Origin of the sequence: Vibrio breoganii (genome assembly GCF_001677275.1) — a bacterium.
Taxonomy (GTDB): Bacteria; Pseudomonadota; Gammaproteobacteria; order Enterobacterales; family Vibrionaceae; genus Vibrio; species Vibrio breoganii.
The window spans coordinates 204,635-223,968 of the sequence record NZ_CP016178.1; the positions used below are offsets into that span (position 1 = coordinate 204,635).

Annotated in this window: 20 protein-coding genes; 14 read left to right on the forward strand and 6 right to left on the reverse strand. The window is 44.8% G+C overall.

Going from position 1 to position 19,334, the window contains the following annotated elements; all coding sequences use genetic code 11:
- Positions 1 to 101 precede the first annotated feature (101 nt).
- Together gcvP and gcvH are read right to left on the reverse strand one after the other, a co-directional pair.
- Positions 102 to 2,969, reverse strand: coding sequence for an aminomethyl-transferring glycine dehydrogenase (gene gcvP / locus A6E01_RS13965; protein ID WP_065210487.1), 2,868 nt, complete (start codon positions 2,967 to 2,969; stop codon positions 102 to 104).
- A 203-nt stretch (positions 2,970 to 3,172) separates the two neighbouring features.
- Complete coding sequence (gcvH, locus tag A6E01_RS13970; RefSeq protein ID WP_017027693.1) at positions 3,173 to 3,553, reverse strand: glycine cleavage system protein GcvH; 381 nt, start codon at positions 3,551 to 3,553, stop codon at positions 3,173 to 3,175.
- A gap of 227 nt (positions 3,554 to 3,780) precedes the next feature.
- Here gcvH and A6E01_RS13975 point away from each other — a divergent pair, with 227 nt between their 5' ends.
- From A6E01_RS13975 to A6E01_RS13990, 4 genes are all read left to right on the forward strand, one after another.
- Complete coding sequence (locus tag A6E01_RS13975) at positions 3,781 to 4,404, forward strand: helix-turn-helix domain-containing protein (RefSeq protein ID WP_017027694.1); 624 nt, start codon at positions 3,781 to 3,783, stop codon at positions 4,402 to 4,404.
- A gap of 152 nt (positions 4,405 to 4,556) precedes the next feature.
- Positions 4,557 to 5,675, forward strand: a complete 1,119-nt coding sequence (gene gcvT, locus A6E01_RS13980; protein WP_017027695.1) for a glycine cleavage system aminomethyltransferase GcvT — start codon at positions 4,557 to 4,559, stop codon at positions 5,673 to 5,675.
- Between the two features lie 12 nt (positions 5,676 to 5,687).
- Positions 5,688 to 5,972 carry a putative quinol monooxygenase gene (locus tag A6E01_RS13985; protein ID WP_065210488.1) on the forward strand — a complete coding sequence of 95 codons (285 nt, stop codon included), beginning with the start codon at positions 5,688 to 5,690 and terminating at the stop codon, positions 5,970 to 5,972.
- Between the two features lie 2 nt (positions 5,973 to 5,974).
- Positions 5,975 to 6,592, forward strand: coding sequence for a fumarylacetoacetate hydrolase family protein (locus A6E01_RS13990; protein WP_065210489.1), 618 nt, complete (start codon positions 5,975 to 5,977; stop codon positions 6,590 to 6,592).
- Between the two features lie 42 nt (positions 6,593 to 6,634).
- On the opposite strand, the gene A6E01_RS13995 is transcribed toward A6E01_RS13990, so the two are convergent.
- The gene (locus A6E01_RS13995; RefSeq protein ID WP_065210490.1) at positions 6,635 to 7,345 is read right to left on the reverse strand and encodes a DUF2202 domain-containing protein; all 711 of its coding nucleotides are present in this window, start codon (positions 7,343 to 7,345) and stop codon (positions 6,635 to 6,637) included.
- Between the two features lie 197 nt (positions 7,346 to 7,542).
- On the opposite strand from A6E01_RS13995, the gene A6E01_RS14000 reads away from it, so the two are divergent.
- The 3 genes from A6E01_RS14000 (at position 7,543) to A6E01_RS14010 (ending at position 10,266) form a co-directional block, all read left to right on the forward strand.
- Entirely contained in the window at positions 7,543 to 8,460 is a 918-nt protein-coding gene (locus A6E01_RS14000) for a LysR family transcriptional regulator (RefSeq protein WP_065210491.1), read from the forward strand.
- Between the two features lie 193 nt (positions 8,461 to 8,653).
- The gene (locus tag A6E01_RS14005; RefSeq protein ID WP_065210492.1) at positions 8,654 to 9,538 is read left to right on the forward strand and encodes a hypothetical protein; all 885 of its coding nucleotides are present in this window, start codon (positions 8,654 to 8,656) and stop codon (positions 9,536 to 9,538) included.
- 89 nt (positions 9,539 to 9,627) lie between these two features.
- The gene (locus A6E01_RS14010) at positions 9,628 to 10,266 is read left to right on the forward strand and encodes a hypothetical protein (RefSeq protein WP_065210493.1); all 639 of its coding nucleotides are present in this window, start codon (positions 9,628 to 9,630) and stop codon (positions 10,264 to 10,266) included.
- Positions 10,267 to 10,272: 6 nt separating this feature from the next.
- Here A6E01_RS14010 and A6E01_RS14015 read toward each other — a convergent pair whose 3' ends face one another.
- Positions 10,273 to 10,692 carry a BLUF domain-containing protein gene (locus A6E01_RS14015; protein WP_026026258.1) on the reverse strand — a complete coding sequence of 140 codons (420 nt, stop codon included), beginning with the start codon at positions 10,690 to 10,692 and terminating at the stop codon, positions 10,273 to 10,275.
- A gap of 237 nt (positions 10,693 to 10,929) precedes the next feature.
- On the opposite strand from A6E01_RS14015, the gene A6E01_RS14020 reads away from it, so the two are divergent.
- From A6E01_RS14020 to A6E01_RS14040, 5 genes are all read left to right on the forward strand, one after another.
- On the forward strand, positions 10,930 to 12,513 hold the full coding sequence (locus A6E01_RS14020; RefSeq protein WP_065210494.1) for an alpha-glucosidase: 1,584 nt from the start codon (positions 10,930 to 10,932) through the stop codon (positions 12,511 to 12,513).
- A 280-nt stretch (positions 12,514 to 12,793) separates the two neighbouring features.
- A complete protein-coding gene (cspE, locus tag A6E01_RS14025; RefSeq protein ID WP_017029860.1) occupies positions 12,794 to 13,006 on the forward strand; it encodes a transcription antiterminator/RNA stability regulator CspE in 213 nt (70 codons plus the stop codon).
- Between the two features lie 580 nt (positions 13,007 to 13,586).
- The gene (locus A6E01_RS14030) at positions 13,587 to 14,807 is read left to right on the forward strand and encodes a M28 family peptidase (RefSeq protein WP_017029859.1); all 1,221 of its coding nucleotides are present in this window, start codon (positions 13,587 to 13,589) and stop codon (positions 14,805 to 14,807) included.
- Positions 14,808 to 14,977: 170 nt separating this feature from the next.
- Positions 14,978 to 15,550 (forward strand): elongation factor P-like protein EfpL, encoded by a 573-nt coding sequence (efpL, locus tag A6E01_RS14035; protein ID WP_017029858.1) that lies wholly within the window; start codon positions 14,978 to 14,980, stop codon positions 15,548 to 15,550.
- Positions 15,551 to 15,718: 168 nt separating this feature from the next.
- Complete coding sequence (locus A6E01_RS14040; RefSeq protein WP_017029857.1) at positions 15,719 to 16,135, forward strand: GFA family protein; 417 nt, start codon at positions 15,719 to 15,721, stop codon at positions 16,133 to 16,135.
- A gap of 96 nt (positions 16,136 to 16,231) precedes the next feature.
- On the opposite strand, the gene A6E01_RS14045 is transcribed toward A6E01_RS14040, so the two are convergent.
- Positions 16,232 to 16,849: a sugar O-acetyltransferase gene (locus A6E01_RS14045; RefSeq protein ID WP_237334542.1), complete on the reverse strand. Its 618-nt coding sequence runs from the start codon at positions 16,847 to 16,849 to the stop codon at positions 16,232 to 16,234.
- 316 nt (positions 16,850 to 17,165) lie between these two features.
- Between A6E01_RS14045 and A6E01_RS14050 the strand changes: the two genes are divergently transcribed.
- Both A6E01_RS14050 and A6E01_RS14055 read left to right on the forward strand, forming a co-directional pair.
- Entirely contained in the window at positions 17,166 to 18,188 is a 1,023-nt protein-coding gene (locus A6E01_RS14050) for a S1 family peptidase (RefSeq protein ID WP_017029855.1), read from the forward strand.
- 82 nt (positions 18,189 to 18,270) lie between these two features.
- Positions 18,271 to 19,152: a LysR substrate-binding domain-containing protein gene (locus A6E01_RS14055; protein ID WP_017031918.1), complete on the forward strand. Its 882-nt coding sequence runs from the start codon at positions 18,271 to 18,273 to the stop codon at positions 19,150 to 19,152.
- 17 nt (positions 19,153 to 19,169) lie between these two features.
- On the opposite strand, the gene A6E01_RS21445 is transcribed toward A6E01_RS14055, so the two are convergent.
- Positions 19,170 to 19,325, reverse strand: coding sequence for a hypothetical protein (locus A6E01_RS21445; RefSeq protein WP_017031919.1), 156 nt, complete (start codon positions 19,323 to 19,325; stop codon positions 19,170 to 19,172).
- Positions 19,326 to 19,334 lie beyond the last annotated feature (9 nt).

The following is a 19,334-nucleotide window of genomic DNA, read 5'->3' on the forward strand; positions in this document are numbered from 1 at the left end:
TATAATTGATCTTAGCCCTGTAGGCTTTTGAAAATAGATTTCAGTCCATAACATATAAAAAATAGGCAGACCAAAGTCTGCCTATTCTAGTTAGAGTTTATCTACTCTTCCACATACTCTTCAATGCTCGGGCATGAGCAGATCAGGTTGCGGTCCCCGTAGACGTTGTCTACGCGGTTTACTGTTGGCCAGTATTTCCAAACGCGCTGAGACTTCGATGGGAAGGCACCAAGCTCACGAGGGTATGGACGATCCCATTCGCTGCTTGCAAGGTCAACTTGCGTGTGTGGTGCGTTAACCAATGGGTTGTTATCCAGTGGCCATTCACCGTCACGTACCTTGTTCATCTCTTTACGGATGGCAATCATAGCGTCACAGAAGCGGTTTAGTTCTTCTAGGTCTTCAGACTCTGTTGGTTCAACCATTAGCGTACCCGCAACTGGGAATGACATGGTTGGCGCGTGGAAGCCGTAGTCCATTAGACGTTTTGCGATATCTTCTTCGCTGATGCCTGTTTCGTCTTTAAGAGGGCGAATGTCGATGATGCACTCGTGCGCAACACGGCCATTCTTACCGCGGTAAAGCACAGGGTAGTAAGGTAGTAGACGCTCCATCACATAGTTAGCGTTTAGGATTGCCACTTCTGTTGCATGGGTTAGACCCTGCTCGCCCATCATTGCGATGTACGCCCAAGAGATTGGTAAGATAGAAGCACTACCCATATCTGCAGCAGAGACTGCGTGATCTGAGCCTTGTACGCCATTTTCGATATGACCTGGCAGGAATGGAGCCAAGTGAGATTTAACACCGATTGGGCCCATACCTGGACCACCGCCACCGTGCGGGATGCAGAAGGTTTTATGTAGGTTAAGGTGCGATACGTCCGAGCCGATAAAGCCAGGAGTAGTCAGACCAACCTGTGCGTTCATGTTCGCACCATCAAGATACACTTGACCGCCAGCAGCGTGGATCTTTTCACACACCTCTTTCACGTGCTCTTCAAATACGCCGTGCGTTGAAGGGTAGGTGATCATGATGCTAGATAGGTTCTCAGCGTGCTTCTCAATCTTCGCTTCTAGGTCTGCCATGTCGATGTTGCCATCGTCATCACATTTCACTACCACAACCTTCATCGATACCATAGAAGCCGTTGCAGGGTTAGTGCCGTGCGCAGAGCTTGGGATCAAACAGACGTTACGGTGACCTTCACCACGTGATTGGTGGTAGCGTTGAATCGCGATTAGGCCTGCGTACTCACCTGATGCGCCAGAGTTTGGCTGCAGTGAGAAGTCGTCGTAGCCAGTGATTTCGCAAAGTTTGGCTTTAAGGTCTTTGGCAAGAGCGGTATAGCCTGCAGCTTGCTCAATAGGAGCGAATGGGTGGATAGCACCAAATTCAGGCCAAGTAACCGGGATCATCTCTGCTGCTGCGTTTAGCTTCATGGTACAAGAGCCCAGAGGGATCATGCCGTGCGTTAGCGAGAAGTCTTTGTTCTCAAGTTGTTTAAGGTAACGCATCATCTGTGTTTCACTGTGGTGAGTGTTGAACACAGGGTGCGTTAGGAACTCTGACTCGCGGCGGCAGTTTTCTGGAATGGCAGCAAACTCGTTCTTTGCCACTTCTGCGCTAAGCGCTTCAATAGACTCTGTCACCTGAAATACGCTAAATAGTGCGACGATATCAGCTGTGGTGGTCGTTTCATCGAAACTCACACCTAGCTTACCGTCTAGCTTACGCAGGTTGATGTTGTCACGTTGAGCTGCGCCGTATAGCGCCTCAGTTCTATCGCCAGTGTTAATGGTAATAGTATCGAAGAACGAATTATTAGCCAGTTCATAGCCTGCTTGAGTTAGGCCAGAAGCTAGAATTGCCGTCATGTGGTGCGTGCGACGCGCGATGGTTTTCAGGCCTTCGCTGCCGTGGAATACCGCATAGAAAGCAGCCATGTTGGCAAGCAGAGCCTGAGCGGTACAGATGTTTGAGGTCGCTTTTTCACGACGGATGTGTTGCTCACGCGTTTGCATTGCCATACGCAGTGCTTGGTTACCGTTGGTATCGATAGATACGCCGATAACACGACCAGGCATAGTACGCTTGTGCTTGTCACGAGTCGCCATGAATGCTGCGTGAGGACCGCCGTAACCCATAGGTACGCCAAAGCGCTGGGCTGAACCAATCACAACATCTGCGCCCATCTCGCCCGCAGGCTTGATTAGGGTTGATGCAAGAAGGTCGGTAGCAACCGTAACAAGCGTCTTGTTCGCTTGTGCTTTCGCGATGATGTCTGTGAGATCGCGTACATCACCGGTTGTGTTTGGATACTGAACTAGCGCGCCAAAGACGTCTTGCTCAGGTAAGGAATCTAGTTCGCCAATGAGAACGTCAAAGCCGATGTATTCAGCGCGAGTCTTAACGACTTCGATAGTTTGAGGGTGTACATCGCTTGCCACAAAGAAGGTCTTGCTCTTACTTTTACCTGCACGCTTACACAGAGTCATTGCCTCTGCCGCCGCCGTCGCTTCATCTAGAAGAGAGGCGTTTGCGATTTCCATGCCAGTAAGGTCGATGACCATTTGCTGGTAGTTCAGTAGGGCTTCAAGGCGGCCTTGAGAAATCTCTGGCTGGTATGGGGTGTACGCTGTGTACCAACCTGGATTTTCTAGAACATTGCGCAGGATTACGTTTGGCGTGAAGGTGTTGTAGTAACCTTGGCCGATAAAGGTGCGCTTAACTTGGTTTTGCTGAGCAAACTTCTTCATTTCCTCTAGCATGCCCGCTTCACTCAGTGGTGCATCTAGAGTCAGTGGCTTCTCTAAACGGATTTGTTGTGGCACCGTTTGTTGAATAAGTTCATCTAGGCTCTCTGCCTTGATGCGCTCAAGCATTGTTTTTTGATCAGTTAAGTTGGGACCATTATGGCGCGCAACAAATTCGTTATCTGTACTCAAACTGCGTAGTAGATCAGTCATAATTCCTTTATACCTTACTTGAAGCCTTCTACGAGACTTTAGGGGTGATTCAGTTTCCTAGGTGCTTTTGCAAGCGAGAGTGCAATTCAGGTTAAGTGAATGGAGCTTGGTTGCTCTCTTATACGCGTCTCTGAATGGCAAGATCCCCGCAGTTGCGGGGATACTTAGAAGCTATTGTTTTAACTTAATAAAACCGAAGAGGATTACTCGTCTTCGATGCTAGCTAGGTAATCTTCTGCGTTAGTTAGGTTATCTAGCTCAGAGGGATCTTCTAGCTTCACCTTAACAATCCAACCGCCTTCGTACGGTTCTTCGTTGATTAGCTCAGGGCTATCTTCTAGCTCTTCGTTGATCTCAACAATTTCACCTGTGATTGGCGCGTAGATGTCTGATGCTGCTTTTACAGACTCAACCAATGAAAAGCTGTCGCCAGCTTCAATGTTTTCTTCTACTTCTGGTAGGTCGACAAACACAACATCACCTAGCATCTGTTGAGCGTGCTCTGAGATACCGATAGTAACCGTACCGTCACCGTTGTCTTTTACCCACTCATGGCTATCAGCAAACTTAAGGGTGTTGTCCATTTTTTGAATCTCCAACTTAATCAGATTTGAATTAATAAAAGCACTATTGCAGATAAAATAAACCGAGTTGTTTACATTCTCAAGTCGAAATTTCCTATTGGAAACAAAAAATTCAAGAATGCAACTTATCTCTCACTTAATCTTACTCTATGCTCTTCATCCCAAGTACCTTTTTATGGCACACTTTTCAGCCAAGAAATGGGAAGAAAATTAAGACGAAGGACCTCATGAAAGAATCTAAACTGGATGATTATCCATCATTAACCATAGAGAAGTCCTCAGTAGAAAACAGTGTTGAACCATTAAAGTTAGGTGACAAAATTAAGTCAATCCGTAGCCAGCTGGGTTTAACTCTTGAGGAAGCTAGTCAGCGCACTGGACTAGCCCGCTCTACGCTAAGCAAGATAGAGAACGAGCAAATAAGCCCGACGTTTCAGGCGATGCAAAAGCTGGCCTCTGGATTAGATATCGATATGCCACAGTTGTTTGCTCCTCCCAAGAACAAAGGGGCGAGCGGGCGAAGAGACGTCACGATGAAGGGGCAGGGTAAGCCTCATCCTACGCCAACGTATGAGCATGAGTTGTTGGCGACTGAGATGTCACAGAAAAAAATGATGCCGTTCAAATCTGTGGTGCATGCGCGAAGCTTTGATGAGTTTCAAGGCTGGGTTAGACACGATGGTGAAGAGTTTCTACTCATTCTGTCTGGCGAGGTCACCCTATATACTGAGTTTTATGAGCCTTTAGTCCTTGCTGAAGGTGACAGTGTTTATTACGACGCAAACATGGGGCATGCATTGGTTTCACGCAGTGAACAAGATGCCCAAATACTTTGGGTTACAGCAAAATAGACCGCTTGAATGTAGCGGTTGTGTTAAGAGACGAAGTTTCCTATAGTGTCGGCAAACGTTTGCTTAACTACGAAACTGATATCAATCATTATGAATATGTTGTTTTGGGCCAGATGAAGAAACATGGCGCAGAACACAGCTAAGGAGAGACAATGACTGAAGCTTTACTGAAAACCCCTTTACATGCCCTTCATGTTGAAGAAGGCGCAAAAATGGTGCCGTTTGCTGGTTATGATATGCCAGTTCAATATCCACTGGGGGTTAAGAAGGAGCACCTGCATACTCGTGATGCAGCCGGTCTTTTCGATGTATCTCATATGGGGCAGCTTCGCCTTAAAGGCGACAATGCCGCTGCGGCGCTAGAGGCCTTAGTTCCCGTTGATATTATTGATCTTGCTAGTGGTAATCAGCGCTATGCGTTCTTTACCAATGAGCAAGGTGGCATCATGGACGATTTGATGGTGGCTAACCTTGGCGATCATCTGTTTGTGGTGGTGAATGCTGCTTGTAAAGAGCAGGATATTGCGCACCTTCAAGCAAACTTGCCTGCGGATGTAGAGCTAGAAGTTATCGATGACCGCGCACTGCTTGCGCTTCAAGGCCCTAAAGCCGTTGACGTATTGGCTGAGCTTAATCCAGCCGTCAAAGACATGGTGTTTATGGATGTGGCTCATGTTGAGCTACTTGGCGTTGAATGCATTGTCAGCCGTTCTGGCTACACTGGCGAAGATGGTTTTGAGATCTCAGTACCAGCTGAGCAAGCTGAAGCTTTGGCTCGCAAGCTCACTGATACTGAGCTGGTAGAGTGGATTGGTCTTGGGGCTCGTGACTCGTTACGTCTTGAGTGTGGTTTGTGTCTATACGGTCACGACTTAGACACCACAACGACGCCTGTCGAAGCAAGCCTACTTTGGGCGATCAGCAAAATACGTCGCGCTGATGGCGAACGTGCTGGTGGCTTCCCTGGTGCAGATATCATTCTTGATCAAATTGCGACTAAAGATGTTACGCGTAAGCGCGTAGGTCTTGTGGGTCAAACGAAAGCGCCGGTTCGTGAAGGTTGTAAGCTGTTTGATGCTAACGATGTGGAAGTAGGTGTCGTCACCAGCGGCACTGCAGGCCCTAACGCAGGCAAGCCTGTTTCTATGGCTTATGTGCGCGCTGATCTAATGGCAGCAGGCACTGAGATCTTTGCTGAAGTTCGCGGTAAAAAACTACCAATGACAGTAGAAAAAATGCCGTTCGTACCACAGCGTTACTATCGCGGCTAATCTCAATCAATTATGTCGAAAGTGACATTGGAAGGGCACATAATCGTGCCCGTTCAAGACTTGAAACAAGTACTTGAGGCTTTGCCTGAGCATATAAAACTGACTCATGCGGAGCCTGGTTGTATCTCCTTTCATGTCCAACAATCCTCAAGAAAACCTCATCGCTTTAATGTTTATGAAGAGTTCATAGATAGAGAAGCCTTCGAGTTCCATCAACGTCGGGTTAAAGCCTCTCACTGGGGAGCCATCACCACTAATGTGATTCGACACTATCAAGTCTCAGAAGACAGCGAATAATTATGCCTCTCAACCAAGTGACTCTGAATGATCAATCCTTTGAGCCAAGCAAGATTCTTTGTGTAGGCCGAAACTACGTGGCTCATATTGAGGAGCTGGGTAATGAAACCCCAGAGGGCATGGTGGTTTTCATGAAGCCCAATTCATCCCTTAGTCAGCAATTGAGTAGTTTTCATGATGAGCCTTTGCACTATGAGGCTGAGCTGTGTTTCTTAGTCAAAGATGGGCAGTTTTCTGGCGTAGCCATTGGTTTAGATCTTACCAAGCGAGAAACACAAAGCGCATTGAAAGCAAAAGGCCTGCCTTGGGAGCGAGCTAAGGCATTTGATGGCTCAGCAGTGCTGTCTGAATTTGTTTCCATTGATGAAGGGTTTCAGACTCTGTCGCTGGAGCTGTGGATTAATGATGAGCTGATCCAACAAGGTGGGGTAGAGCTGATGCTGTACCCGCCGGAGGTGATTAAGCAAGAGCTTGGCAAATTCACTACCTTGCAAGATGGCGATATTGTGATGACAGGCACCCCTAAAGGCGTGGGTGTCATTGGCAAAGGTGACCGATTTGTCGGGCGCGTTTTGCAAGGAGAACATTGCCTAGTTGAGAAGTGTTGGGTAGCGGAATAAACCGTGTCACCTGAAATAGGGCTTTATCATTCTCAAGTTTTATTAGCGCTGAAGAATTGTATCTATATCTTTTTGCTTTAAAACTTGGGCTTCATAATTACCCTCACCAATATACATTTCGATATTCTGCACATAAGCGCGTAGGTGACTCTCTGAGCCCTCTATAAGTGATTGGTACAAGCGTTGTAAGTCAACGTTATCGGTATAGACTTGGCCACAGTCAGACGTATCTTGAATGCTATCAATGGTCTCAATTATCACTTTCGGACATTGGCGTATGTCTAGCATATCCAACTCTTCGATATACGCGCCAACATATAGTGCATCAAGCTCACTATTCGAGCCTTTGTCTATTAGGCTTTGATATTTCTCATCAAAGTACCAGCCAAATTCTTCACCATTGAATGTGCCTACATTGTCACTCTGCACAGGGTCGCTAATACCATAATGCTGTAATTTGTTGCTAACAGAGTAAGTATGGCGCTCTTCTGCTTTAGAAATCTTACCGAATATGGCTAGATTCTTGTATTGCATACCTAGTCTTGTGTATACGTCGCGCGCTAGCTTTTCCTCTTCGCGCATAAACACTAAATGTAAACGTTCATTATTGTCGACTGACTTTGAAGAGGCACTATCGATGTCGGCAAAGTCACTGGTAATTGCTTTCAGATGCTGTGCAGCATCAACGGAGGCAGGGAGTAGACAATAGGTTACGAGCGCTAATGCAATGAAGGTTAACTTATGATTACGCATAACGAGCCTCATCAATCGGCTGAATACAGGTTAAGCGTAGTTAAGCTTCGTGGTTTAACGCATGATGTATATCAATGTTGTGAGTGTTTAATGTGCAACTGTGATGTGGGCAAGGAAAAGCGCGATCAAGGTGCCTACTTGAATGGGGCAATTAGTGTATATACTTCTGGAAGTAATACTAATTTTCAGGGATTGAAATGGCTAAGGATCTGTTCGCAAGTCTAGATTTAAATCTTCTACGCACCTTCATCATACTGCATCAAGAGCGCAATATGCGCAAAGCTTCAGAGCGTTTGTTTGTCTCTCAGCCGGCGGTAAGTAAGGCCTTGCAACGCCTGCGTGACCATTTTGATGATGAGCTGTTTGTTAAAACCCATCACGGACTTCGAGCGACAGATTTTTGTCATCAGTTAGCAGAATCTATAAATCCTATTATCGATAGCTTGGCTATCGCGCTGAATCAAAGCAATGATTTTAATCCCGCCGAGCTTGATGGGACAATAAAGGTCGCACTATCTCCTTTCTTTCTGCATGCAATTTCTAGTGATTTATTTATGGCGATCCGCGCTGAAGCGCCAAACGTGCAAGTACAAGTGCTGAATTGGACCAAATCTACCATGAGTGATCTTATTAATGATGAGATACAGATTGGTTTGAATTATGAAGTGCCTCATGCGCCCAAAGAGGTTATCGCTAAATCAGTCACTAAGGACAGCTTCAGAGCCTACATCCGCAAGGGGCACCCTTTCAAAGATGACCAAATAGAGGTGAGCCAAGGTATTGAGTTTGAATTGGCCACCATCATTGCCGCAGATTGGAATAGTCATGTGTCTAACGCAGAAAAGTTGCTTAAGATGCGTGGATTGGATGCCACTGTAGGCTTTCGTTCAGAGAACCCATCGGCAATTATTGATGTCGTAGCCAATTCCGACATGCTCTTTCCCGTCTCTCGATTCATGAATGTAGATAAGCATCAGGAGTTGCGTAGTTTGCCTATTCTTTTTGCTGGAGCAACGATAGAACCGGATGTGTGTATCTTTTTTCACAACAAGAACCGAGATAATCAAATTACCCAGTGGTTGAAATCCATGCTAGAGCGCTTTTTGGTGGATTAACACGGCACGTCCATTAATAACCGTCGGTTATCATACTGTTTCATCTCTTTTATTAATAACTCAAGATTAAAGCACTGGTTCTTACAAGTGATTAGAGCCTCAATCTCTCATTCCATATACTTCTCTCATCGGCTAGGAACGCCACTCACCGGGCAAGGTGCTTGTTTCCTAAATATAAATCTTTGAGAGTAATATGATGAAAATTAAACTTCTTACCGCACTAGTTTCTGCAGCCTTCCTAGCAGGTTGTTCTTCTACAGGACACAATGACTCAAATATTGATCCTGGCTCTGATAACCCTACAGCTGGTATTGAAAACCCAATTGAGAAGGACATTGATCCAGATTACGGAAACCCTACAGCTGGCATTGAAAACCCAATAGAGAAAGAGATCGATCCTGAATTTGGCAACCCATCAGCGGGTATCGAAAATCCAATCGAGAAAGATGACTCGCCAGATTGGGGTGTGCCAGTAGGTGATATTGGTGATAGAAAGGCGTATTGGAATATTGAGCAATCAGATAACGTAAAAGGACTATATAGCGTCAGTAAAGATGGGGAAGTTGTTGGATACGTCTCTGTTGATGAGCAAGGTAATGTGCACCTTAAAAACCATAACAATAGTAAGCAAGTGGAGTTGCCAAACACTAAGTTAGTCATAGATGACGAGGGTTCAATTACAGGAGTTACCTTGTACGGAAAAGAAGGTACTGTGATTGGATCTTGGACACCAGAAGGCGGCTTAGAAAAAGTTTCACCAGGAATGCCTGACAATCCAATCCACACTCCAGAATGGAGCATTGGATACGACGAAGAGTCCTCTCAGCTTTATATATACCGTGATGATAGGACCATGATAGTGATTTCTGATAAGCATAATGGTCTGTATGAGATTGCTGGTGGCCATGGACAGTTTAGCGTGATGTTCGACAAAAATGCAGAACCAGGAAGCCGCTTAGGTGTGCCTTCACATGGTTTGCCAGATGACCGCATTTTGAACTCGCATCAGCTAACTAAAGAGCAGCGAAACCAAGTACGACAAGCTGTTAAAGCAAGGATTTCATCAATCAGGTCGTAACCCTACTACGAACTCAGTAACAAGCATGGAGCCGCTTAAGAAATTAAGCGGCTTTTTGATCTCTGACTAGCAGACCCTAGGTACCTAAAATGAATCGCATCTTCATTCTATTCTCGGCCCTATTTCTTTGCGTGCAAGCATCAGCAAACGAATATAACGCCCCTCAGTTAAATATGAGCGTATCAAAGACAAATGATGAGTACATTGGTACTTTAACTGGGCATTTGCAGGCCACTGAACATATCAGCGTTAGCGCAGAGTTGGACACTACAGGCTACCTCGAACTTGGTACAGGTTATGGCTTTTCTTTGGGGAAATCATACAACGAGGTATATGTAAGCTATGGCCGTGGTGATCTGATAGATGTTTACACCCTAGGCGTTTTTTCTGGGTTTGCTGTGACTGAGAATGTGTTGTTGTTTGGTAACACCTCTCACGAATGGAGAGAATTGGTTTTTGATGCGATAGACGGTACTCGTGAGTGGAAAAACACGGTTGGTGCAAGCTACGCCATACATGAATTAGTAAAGCTAAGTTATTCATTCAGCTACGATAAATCACTTAGTCAAAGTGGCCACAGAACCTATCAAGAAGTACGAGTCACCTTTACGCCTAAATGGGTGGAGCCTTATGTGCAATATACCTTTGGTGACCATAGAGTAACGCCAGCAGATATCAAGATATCTCAGGACGCAACTCTTGAACTGGGACTACAGTTTCGATTCTAAAGTTAGCTACTCTGAAGGCAGCCTTTGCTTTAGTTCTAACAGCATTTGAAACGCACTTTCGCCTGACATTTCATAAGGATTGAAATCCGGTGTGCCGGAAAATTGCAGATTAATCAAGGTAGTAAGATATGATTCTGGAATGTCTCCCATAGACCAATCACCAAAGACTCTGCTGTGGATCTCTTGGAAATAGAGGATCTGTACATTGTCGTGCCTTTCATCTTCGAGAATGCGATTATAGGTTGAGTTGACGGCTTCTCTTGAACCTTCTAAACACTGCAAAAAATACTTGTTATTGTGACTGAGTAGGCCAGTTAGATGACTCTGTTGGTTATATTTTCGAGAAGTGGCGAGTATGTCGTCTAAAGTGTGAGAGTCACAAGTAGGGGAAAGAGTACTGATGTAAATTAATCGCGTTAGAACCATAGCCATCACTTCTATTTTTATTGAAAGACACTATCAAATATAATCTATGTTGCTGAAATTCATAGGACAAATGATACAGTTTATATAACTGTGAACTGCCTTCGTGACACAGTAACCATTCCGCTTTATTATATTTGCCTTAAAGGCGAATTCTCGCCAACCTCAGAGACAAATCACGATTATCGCTCCCCCGGAGACAAATCATGATTATCGCTCATTTGTTTATGGAGCATGATTATGAATACTTGGGTAAAAGACGCGATCGTTTATCAGATCTACCCACGCAGTTTTAAAGACTCAAACAACGACGGCATTGGTGACATCAATGGTGTTCGTTCAAAACTCGATTACCTTCAGCAACTAGGCATTAATACCCTTTGGTTAAGTCCAGTTTACGACTCTCCTTGTGATGACAACGGCTATGATATTCGAGACTATCAAGCCATTCTTGCGGAGTTTGGCACTATGCAAGACTTCGACTTATTGCTGGAAGAGTGCCACCAACGAGGCATGAAACTGGTGATGGACTTGGTGATCAACCATTGCTCAGATGAGCATAAGTGGTTTGAGCAATCGAAAAAATCAAAGACAGGGCCGTATGCGGATTACTTCTATTGGGCTGATGAGCCTAACGATTTGAGGTCTGTGTTTGGTGGGAGTGCTTGGGAGTATTGTGAATCTCGCCAGCAATTCTATTTACATACCTTTAGTAAAAAACAGCCAGACCTTAATTGGGAATGTTCTAATCTAGTTTCTGACATTGAGCAGATGGTAGATTGGTGGCTAGATAAAGGCGTGGATGGCTTTCGAGTCGATGCGATTTCGTTTTTGGATAAATCAGGCATCGAAGATGCGCCGAATGGCACCTATGCCACAGAAGCCTGCGTGAATAGACCTAAGGGACATGCACACCTGCGCAAGCTAATGAGCAAGGTGCACACTCGTAATGTACTGAGTGTGGGTGAGATCAATGCCAGAGATACCGATGAATTACTGGATTATGTGCTCCCCTCTCGTAACGAATTTCAAATGGCAATTGTATTCACGCCACCAGAAGTTGAAGTATTTCATGAGAACTTGAACCGATATTACAAAGAGCAGATTAAGACCCGTATTGAGGTTCAAAGGCAAGGCGCTTGGAATGCGAATTTCCTCTCAAACCATGATAAGCCACGACAAGTATCGCTTTACGGTGATGACGGCGAGTTTTGGTTACAGTCAGCAAAAGCGTTAGCCGTACTCAACCTTACTCAGCATGGGACCCCTTACCTATACCAAGGTGAGGAAATAGGTATGACCAACTGCTATTTTGATGAGATCTCTGACTATGATGACATTGATACTGTTGCCAAATATCAAGAGCAGCTAGAGCACGGCTTATCAAATGATGAGGCCTTAGCATTGGTAAGCAAAGCCAGCCGAGATAACAGCCGCACACCAATGCAGTGGGATGACTCAACCTTTGCTGGATTTAGCGAAATAACGCCTTGGCTAAAGGTCAATGAGAACAAGAACAGGATAAATGTAAAAGCACAGCAGCAGGATGATGAGTCTATATTGCGGTTTTACCAACAGTTGATTGAGTTACGGCTTAGCTCTGAGACCTTAAAAACAGGAACTACTGCTCTGTATGATACTGATGATGGGATTGTTGCTTATCAACGTGAGAGTGATAGCAGCACCTATTCAGTGATTGTTAATCTAAGCCCTGCAAGGGTATCGGCGCCTAATCTTGATGAACTTCAGGGAGCGAAGTTGATACTAGGGGAAGAGCTAAGTGAAGAACTACCGCCTTATTACTTTGCGGTGTATAAAAGCTAGAATCCAGATACCAGCTGAAGGTGGCGAGCTTAAAAAGCCTTCAGCTGAAAAAATAGCAAAAGAATTCTTTACAGCCTGTTTTATTAGTGTACTATCCACGTTCACTCTGTGATTCAGAGTTATTAATGAAATATAAAGTAAAAGCAAAACCCTCAGTATTCCATCGTTATTGTTGTCATCCTCAGTGTTTCCTTAGCTTCATCGTAGCATTCAATAATTCAAGATTTCAGCGTCTCGCAATATTGCGAAAATAAATGATTTTAAAAATAAGGGACAAATTATGTCTAACAAAACTACTGGTATCGTAAAATGGTTTAACGAAGAGAAAGGTTTCGGCTTTTTGACTCAAGACAATGGCGGTGCAGACGTATTCGTTCACTTCCGTGCTATCGCATCTGAAGGTTTCAAGACTCTAGCTGAAGGCCAAAAAGTGTCTTTCACAGTAGAGCAAGGTCAAAAAGGCCTTCAAGCTGCTGACGTAGTAGCTATCTAAGTTTTGTCGGCGCAGATAGCTTTGGCTGTCTGCGCCAACTTAATACCATTAACTCATAACTCAATAATTTATATCGTAACACCGTAAATAAAAACCTCTCTCACATCTGCAAAATGTAAATGTCGTCAAGTTAGTTATTTCCTTCGCTACATCAATATAAATATTAAATAAGCTTAGCTATTTCCATGTTGAATTTAATTTCACAGGAAAGGTTCAGTCGTATAAAAATTAAGGATATTTATGTCTCGTTCTATCGGTCGTAAACGCTTTTGGTTCCAAAAAAAGTGCACAGAAAATAGTACCAAATTTAAAAAAGCTAGCTAATTATCAATACTTAGCTTCGCTGTAATGTCTTAGACTCAAGCCGTTTTCGTGATCCAGAACGCTTTGAGTTGATAAGAATCTCAATTTCTACACTACTCAATCCTCACAAGAAACACGCATTACTCCCATAATCTTGCTCATCTCAACTATGAGCCTAGTTTCATCTCGCACCTACTAACATTTGTAAATCCCTTGAATTCATTGGCTTCAGGCATTAGTTTAACTGCCAATAGTAAATGGATATGAGAATGACCAAATGACTTCAGAAAGCAACAACGCTCAGCCTTGGGCACAGCCAATGCCACAACACCAGTTTGAATTTATGTCTAAAGTATTGTCTGCACCTTCCCCAATTGGGTTTGAAGCGGCGATGAGCTATGGCGTGATCAAACCTGAGTTTGAATCGTTTATGCCTGAAGGTTGGGGTATTCATCAATTCAAGGGCAACGCGAGTATCGTGTTTGACTCTCACCCAGGCCGCGACGATCTTACTAGCGTTATGATTGTTGGTCATGCGGATAAGATTCGCATGCAGGTGCGTAAAATTGATAACGACGGTAAGGTTTGGATCAATACCGATTCTTTTTTACCGACGACCTTGATTGGTCATGAAGTTCAAGTCTTCTGCCAAGACCCAGAAAAGCTAGGCGCTTACAAAGTGATTAAGGGTGGAACTGTTGAGGCACTCGGTGCTATTCACTTCTCTACACCATCACAGCGCACAGGTGAGCAGGGCATTAAGCCTGAATCGATCTACCTAGAACTGCAAATGCACGGTGAAGACCGCAAAGCACAAGTAGAGGCTCTTGGCCTGCGTGTGGGTGACCCAATCCTACTTGATCGCCCTATCAAACGAGGCGTTGGTGCAGATACCTTCTTCGGTGCTTATCTTGATAACGGCCTAGGCTGTTTTTCTGTCACTGAGGTGGCTCGCACTCTTGCTTCTGAAGGCCTAGATAACGTACGCGTACTCTACACTATCGCGACTCATGAAGAGATTGGCCGCTTTGGTTCTACTCAAGTAGTGGGCGAGCTTAAGCCTGATGTATTAATTGCAACAGACGTGAATCATGATTATGAGGCAGCGCCTGGCATTGGTGCTCGCAATATGAACCCGCTAAAAATGGGGCAGGGCTTTACGATTGGTCGTGGATCCGTAGCGTCAGAATACCTAGTTCAGGTGTTTGATACCTTGTGTCGTGAGAAGAATATCCCGTTCCAGTTGGATTTCTCTGGTCGTGACATGGGCACAGACGGCATGGCGGCAGCACTTGCTGGTGTTGATAGCGCATCAATCTCAATTGGTTACCCAATTCGCAACATGCACACTTCATCGGAGTCCGCTCATACTGGCGACTTGCTTGCTTCTATCGAAGCCATCACTGAAGTTTTGCGTCATTTCAATAACATGAATGATGGAAAGGGTATTACTCGTGATGACTTGAAGAACAGCCATATTCGATTGGACAATCTTTGATCTAAAGTGATGTAACCATTGTTTAAGAGCGCTCCTATTGGGGCGCTTTTTTGTGGGGTAAAGATACATTAAACACAGTTTTACAGCCTTGAGAGCAGTATTGGATGATCAACCCCAAATGTCCTTGTATACTCTGCTAGAAAGATCCTAATTGAGACAAGGGAACAACAATGCCTAAGGCAAGTGAAATCAAAAAAAGTGCTGCGATTGAGCACAACGGTAAAGTGTACTTCGTTAAAGAAATCAACAAACTAACGCCAAGTGGCCGTGCAGGTGCAAGCCTATACCGCATGCGTATGTATGATGTAGCGACAGGCGCAAAGGCAGACGAAAGCTTTAAAGCCGATGAAATCATTAACCTAGCAGATTTCAGCCGTCACCCATCTACCTTCTCTTACATCGATGGCGATGAGTATGTGTTTATGGATAGTGAAGACTACACTCCATACAACTTCAACAAAGAGACCATTGAAGATGAGCTTCAATTCATCAATGAAGAAACACAAGGCATCTACGTACTGCTCGTTGATGGTAGCCCAGTAGCACTTGAATTACCTTCAGTTGTTGAGCTTGAAATTGTTGAAACAGACCCATCAATCAAGGGTGCTTCAGCCGCTGCTCGTACTAAGCCTGCAACGCTTTCTACAGGTCTTATTATTCAAGTACCTGAGTACATTGCTGGTGGAGAAAAAGTTCGTGTGAACACCACTGACAAAGCATTCATGGGTCGTGCTGAGAAGTAATCTCTCAACCCCCCGAATTGAAAACGCAGTCGCTTTCGAGCCACTGCGTTTTTTTATGGCTGCAGTTTGCTTTAACCACAATTTGCGATTTTGATCTCATCGATTAGCTTTTGCTTACCTCTAATAGCGCTATGCTAGAGTGACGTTAATTAAATGGATATTTTCCTTATGAATTTTCCCATTAAAGCTAGCTGTCAATGTGGACAAGTTTCTTACCTACTGAAGGCTAAGCCAAAGAAAGTAATGGCCTGCCATTGTACTGAATGCCAAAAGCTCGCCACTGCTCCCTATAGTGTTACTGCCGCTGTACTTGCGGAGGATATCGACTTCAGTGGAGAGATGCATGAATGGCGACGCTCATCGGACAGTGGCAATGTGAATGCCGCTAAATTCTGCCCACAGTGTGGCAATCGTATCTATCATTACAACCCTGCGGAACCAAATCTTCTGAAGCTGAAGTTAAAGCCTATTGATGCTGATGTTATGGCACTGTTTGAGCCGACAGCGCATATTTGGATTAAGGAGAAGCAGAGTTGGTTTAAGGTTCCTGATGGTGTGCCTGCCTTTGACACTATGCCGACATAGGACTCCGATTAGCTCTCGAATAAGTGAGGGTTAGTTTTATTGAGATGAAAAGCACTTCATAAAGAAGTGCTTTTGTAGGTCTTGAATACGTAACAATTACAAATCGAGTGGCGTTAGATCGTGATACTCCCACTTGTCCTCGTCTGTAATTTCTCGCATGACTTTACAAGGGTTGCCCACAGCGATAACGCCAGCTGGGATATCTTTAGTCACTACACTGCCCGCACCGATAATGCTGCCTTCACCTATGGTGACACCGCCACAGACAGTGGTGTTCGCTCCAAGCCACACATCATCTTGAAGAGTAATTGGTTTCGACGCATATAGTCCGACAGCGGAACGTTGATAAGGGTCGATAGCGTGCTCCACACAGGCGAGTACACTGCCAGGCCCTATCATTACGTTTGCACCGATGTGCACAGGGGAGGTATCTAAAATAACGCAGTTGTAGTTGAGAAGCGCAAAGCCTTTGAAGTGAATGTTAAAGCCGTAGTCACAGCGAAAGTGAGGCTCGATGTTCATGAAGGAGGTCACTGTGCCAAACAACTCTTTGTATAGCGTTTGTCTCTGTTCCATGTCGTCAGGGTGAGAATTGTTGAGCTCGAAGCAGAGTCGCTTTGCCTTGGATTGAAGCTTTTTGTCATCACGAGCAAACTTATGGATGAACGGCTGATTTGAGGTGAGTTTGTCGATGAAGTTCATGTGTATAGTCATGTTGAAAAACGAAGCTAATACTGTACCAATTTAGCGCTACAAAAAATTAGGCGTTAGTCTAGGAAATACGAATTCTTGCAACTTAGTCCTGTTGTTCTTGAGTTAACTTTTACGAATGGTTTTTGAACTTTGTCCGATAAAATGAGTAAAACTTAGTACTGCAAAGCTATTTCAAAAAAGCTATATTTAAAGGCAAGCTCAAGTGCAGTTGCAATGAGACAAATTTAATAGCTAGCTGATGATGCCCCTTATTTTCCTGGCACATCACAGGGTAAAGGAATCACCCTGACAGAGTGTACAAATAACGGAGTAAGGTATGCATAAAGCGTTAAGATTGACTGCGTGTGGGGTTGTAATCTTCACCGCACTTCAGGCCTCGGCTTCAGAAGGCGGTGCCAGTACTTATATTGTCAATGGAGACGAAGTTCTATCCATTGACGAATTCCCGTCGTTTTCTAGTCTTTACTTCGACCAATTAGATACTTCTGGGCTTTATCAAAACTACTGTGGAGCGACGATTCTCGACGAGTATCACGTATTAACAGCAGCCCATTGTGTCGAGGGCGACTCCTACTATTATACCTATACGTCTATTGCTCCGCAGTTGTTGAACGAACAACAGGTTTTAAATGGCAGTGTTCAACTGATTCGGGCGAGCGAGTTCTATTATCCAGACACTTTTGTTGATAGCGAGGCGTTGAGTTGGCCTGACGATATCGCTATCGTCAAGCTAGAATCACCTATGCCTGTATCTCCCTCAGATTATGTCACTTTGGCGAACCTTAGTGATATAGCATCGTATGACATTCCCGGTACAACAATGGAGGTCATAGGGCACGGTTATACTCGCTCTGCGACAGACAATACCGACGCCCTTCAAAAAACCACCCAAACACTACTTTCTTCCTCTGAGTGTCCTTCTGCGGATACTGGCAGCAAACAACTCTGTCTTATTGGCGACTACAGCGCTAATACTGAACTACTTAATTCAACTTGTGGAGGCGATTCTGGTGGGCCCCTTTATTGGTACAACGGTAGTCAATACATCCAAGTTGGGATAACCAGTTACGGCCCTACTCAATGCGGAAATCCTGATTCAGATTATTCGTCTGCATACACTGAAGTAGCAGAGTACGGAGACTGGATTGCGGATGTTCTAGCAGGACGCATGACACCACAGGTGGTTGTGACAGAGTTTGACCGAGAAAACTACACGCCTGACGAAGGAGATGGCGGGTTTGGGGACGACTCTGGCGGTTCTTTATCTTGGGCTTGGTTGCTCGCTTTGATCGTTGGACGCGGCCTACAATCTCGTCGTTCTAAGAACTCAATCGATTGAGTCTGTTTGTTTCGTTATTAAGCGGTTGTAAGCACTAATTGTTGTTATAATTGCAACAATACCCACTTATTAAATCTAATTTATGCTTACTCGTTCTGATGATCTCGAAATTCTTCTTACCGTAGTTGATAGTGGCGGCTTCTCTGCAGCCGCAGAGGCGCTGGATATCCAAGTTGCTAGAGTGTCACGCTCTGTTAGCAAGGTTGAGAAGCAGTTAGGAGTATCCATACTCAATCGCACAACGCGCCGTGTCGAACTGACGGATGAAGGGCGACAGTTTATTGACGGGGTGAGATTAGGGCTTCAGCAACTGCAAAAAGCTGAGGACGACATTGTTTCTCGAGGTGAACTGCCAAAAGGGCGTTTGAGAGTTGATGCGGCCAGCCCGTTTGTGTTTCATCAGTTGGTACCTTTAGTTAAAGAGTTCAATCAAGCCTATCCGGACATTAAGCTAGAACTGACATCCAACGAAGGCTTTGTCGACCTTCTAGAAAAGAAAACTGACATCGCGATTCGCATCGGGTCGCTGACAGATTCAACCCTTCATGCCAGGCCTCTAGGCAAAAGCCCTCTGTACATTGTTGCCTCGCCGGAGTACTTATCTAGAAGAGGCATACCGCAGCAAACCAGCGACCTTTCTACTCATGACATTATCGGCTTTGCGGGGGTAAAGGTACTTAATGACTGGCCTTTAAGAGGTTTTTCTCCTTTAGAACAAACCTTTATCTCAAGTAATGGCGAAACAGTTAGGCAGTTGGCGCTTGAAGGAAATGGTGTCGCATGCCTATCTGGCTTTATGGTGAACAAAGACATAGAGGCAGGGCGCTTAGTCTCTTTGCTGGAAGGTGACAAGATGAGCAATACAGGACGTGAGTTGGTGAATGCGGTTTACTATCGCTCTTCTACGGTATCAAAACGTATCTCAGCGTTTATTGATTTTATTCAGCCTAAGCTCACCTTATAAACCAGCTTAGTTGGGCACTAAGACTGTTTCTGATCCACAGAACAGTTTGAGAAGGGGGAGTGGTTAGCAACCTTATCGGCCGCTCTCGCTTCTTGTGATACGTGATAAAGGTTATTCATGAAGAACCCCACGATAACGCCAAGAATGACAAACTGTATAGGCTTTAAATTCATTTCAACCCT

Coding starts and splice junctions, on each gene's coding strand:
- A6E01_RS21445 (WP_017031919.1), bottom strand. CDS start 19,325: ATGAATTTAAAGCCTATACAGTTTGTCATTCTTGGCGTTATCGTGGGG.
- A6E01_RS14000 (WP_065210491.1), top strand. CDS start 7,543: ATGGCTAAGGATCTGTTCGCAAGTCTAGATTTAAATCTTCTACGCACC.
- A6E01_RS13975 (WP_017027694.1), top strand. CDS start 3,781: ATGAAAGAATCTAAACTGGATGATTATCCATCATTAACCATAGAGAAG.
- A6E01_RS14020 (WP_065210494.1), top strand. CDS start 10,930: ATGAATACTTGGGTAAAAGACGCGATCGTTTATCAGATCTACCCACGC.
- A6E01_RS14005 (WP_065210492.1), top strand. CDS start 8,654: ATGATGAAAATTAAACTTCTTACCGCACTAGTTTCTGCAGCCTTCCTA.
- gcvP (WP_065210487.1), bottom strand. CDS start 2,969: ATGACTGATCTACTACGCAGTTTGAGTACAGATAACGAATTTGTTGCG.
- A6E01_RS14040 (WP_017029857.1), top strand. CDS start 15,719: ATGAATTTTCCCATTAAAGCTAGCTGTCAATGTGGACAAGTTTCTTAC.
- cspE (WP_017029860.1), top strand. CDS start 12,794: ATGTCTAACAAAACTACTGGTATCGTAAAATGGTTTAACGAAGAGAAA.
- A6E01_RS14010 (WP_065210493.1), top strand. CDS start 9,628: ATGAATCGCATCTTCATTCTATTCTCGGCCCTATTTCTTTGCGTGCAA.
- gcvH (WP_017027693.1), bottom strand. CDS start 3,553: ATGGACAACACCCTTAAGTTTGCTGATAGCCATGAGTGGGTAAAAGAC.
- A6E01_RS14030 (WP_017029859.1), top strand. CDS start 13,587: ATGACTTCAGAAAGCAACAACGCTCAGCCTTGGGCACAGCCAATGCCA.
- A6E01_RS13990 (WP_065210489.1), top strand. CDS start 5,975: ATGCCTCTCAACCAAGTGACTCTGAATGATCAATCCTTTGAGCCAAGC.
- A6E01_RS14055 (WP_017031918.1), top strand. CDS start 18,271: ATGCTTACTCGTTCTGATGATCTCGAAATTCTTCTTACCGTAGTTGAT.
- A6E01_RS14015 (WP_026026258.1), bottom strand. CDS start 10,692: ATGGTTCTAACGCGATTAATTTACATCAGTACTCTTTCCCCTACTTGT.
- A6E01_RS14050 (WP_017029855.1), top strand. CDS start 17,166: ATGCATAAAGCGTTAAGATTGACTGCGTGTGGGGTTGTAATCTTCACC.
- gcvT (WP_017027695.1), top strand. CDS start 4,557: ATGACTGAAGCTTTACTGAAAACCCCTTTACATGCCCTTCATGTTGAA.
- A6E01_RS13985 (WP_065210488.1), top strand. CDS start 5,688: ATGTCGAAAGTGACATTGGAAGGGCACATAATCGTGCCCGTTCAAGAC.
- efpL (WP_017029858.1), top strand. CDS start 14,978: ATGCCTAAGGCAAGTGAAATCAAAAAAAGTGCTGCGATTGAGCACAAC.
- A6E01_RS14045 (WP_237334542.1), bottom strand. CDS start 16,849: ATGACTATACACATGAACTTCATCGACAAACTCACCTCAAATCAGCCG.
- A6E01_RS13995 (WP_065210490.1), bottom strand. CDS start 7,345: ATGCGTAATCATAAGTTAACCTTCATTGCATTAGCGCTCGTAACCTAT.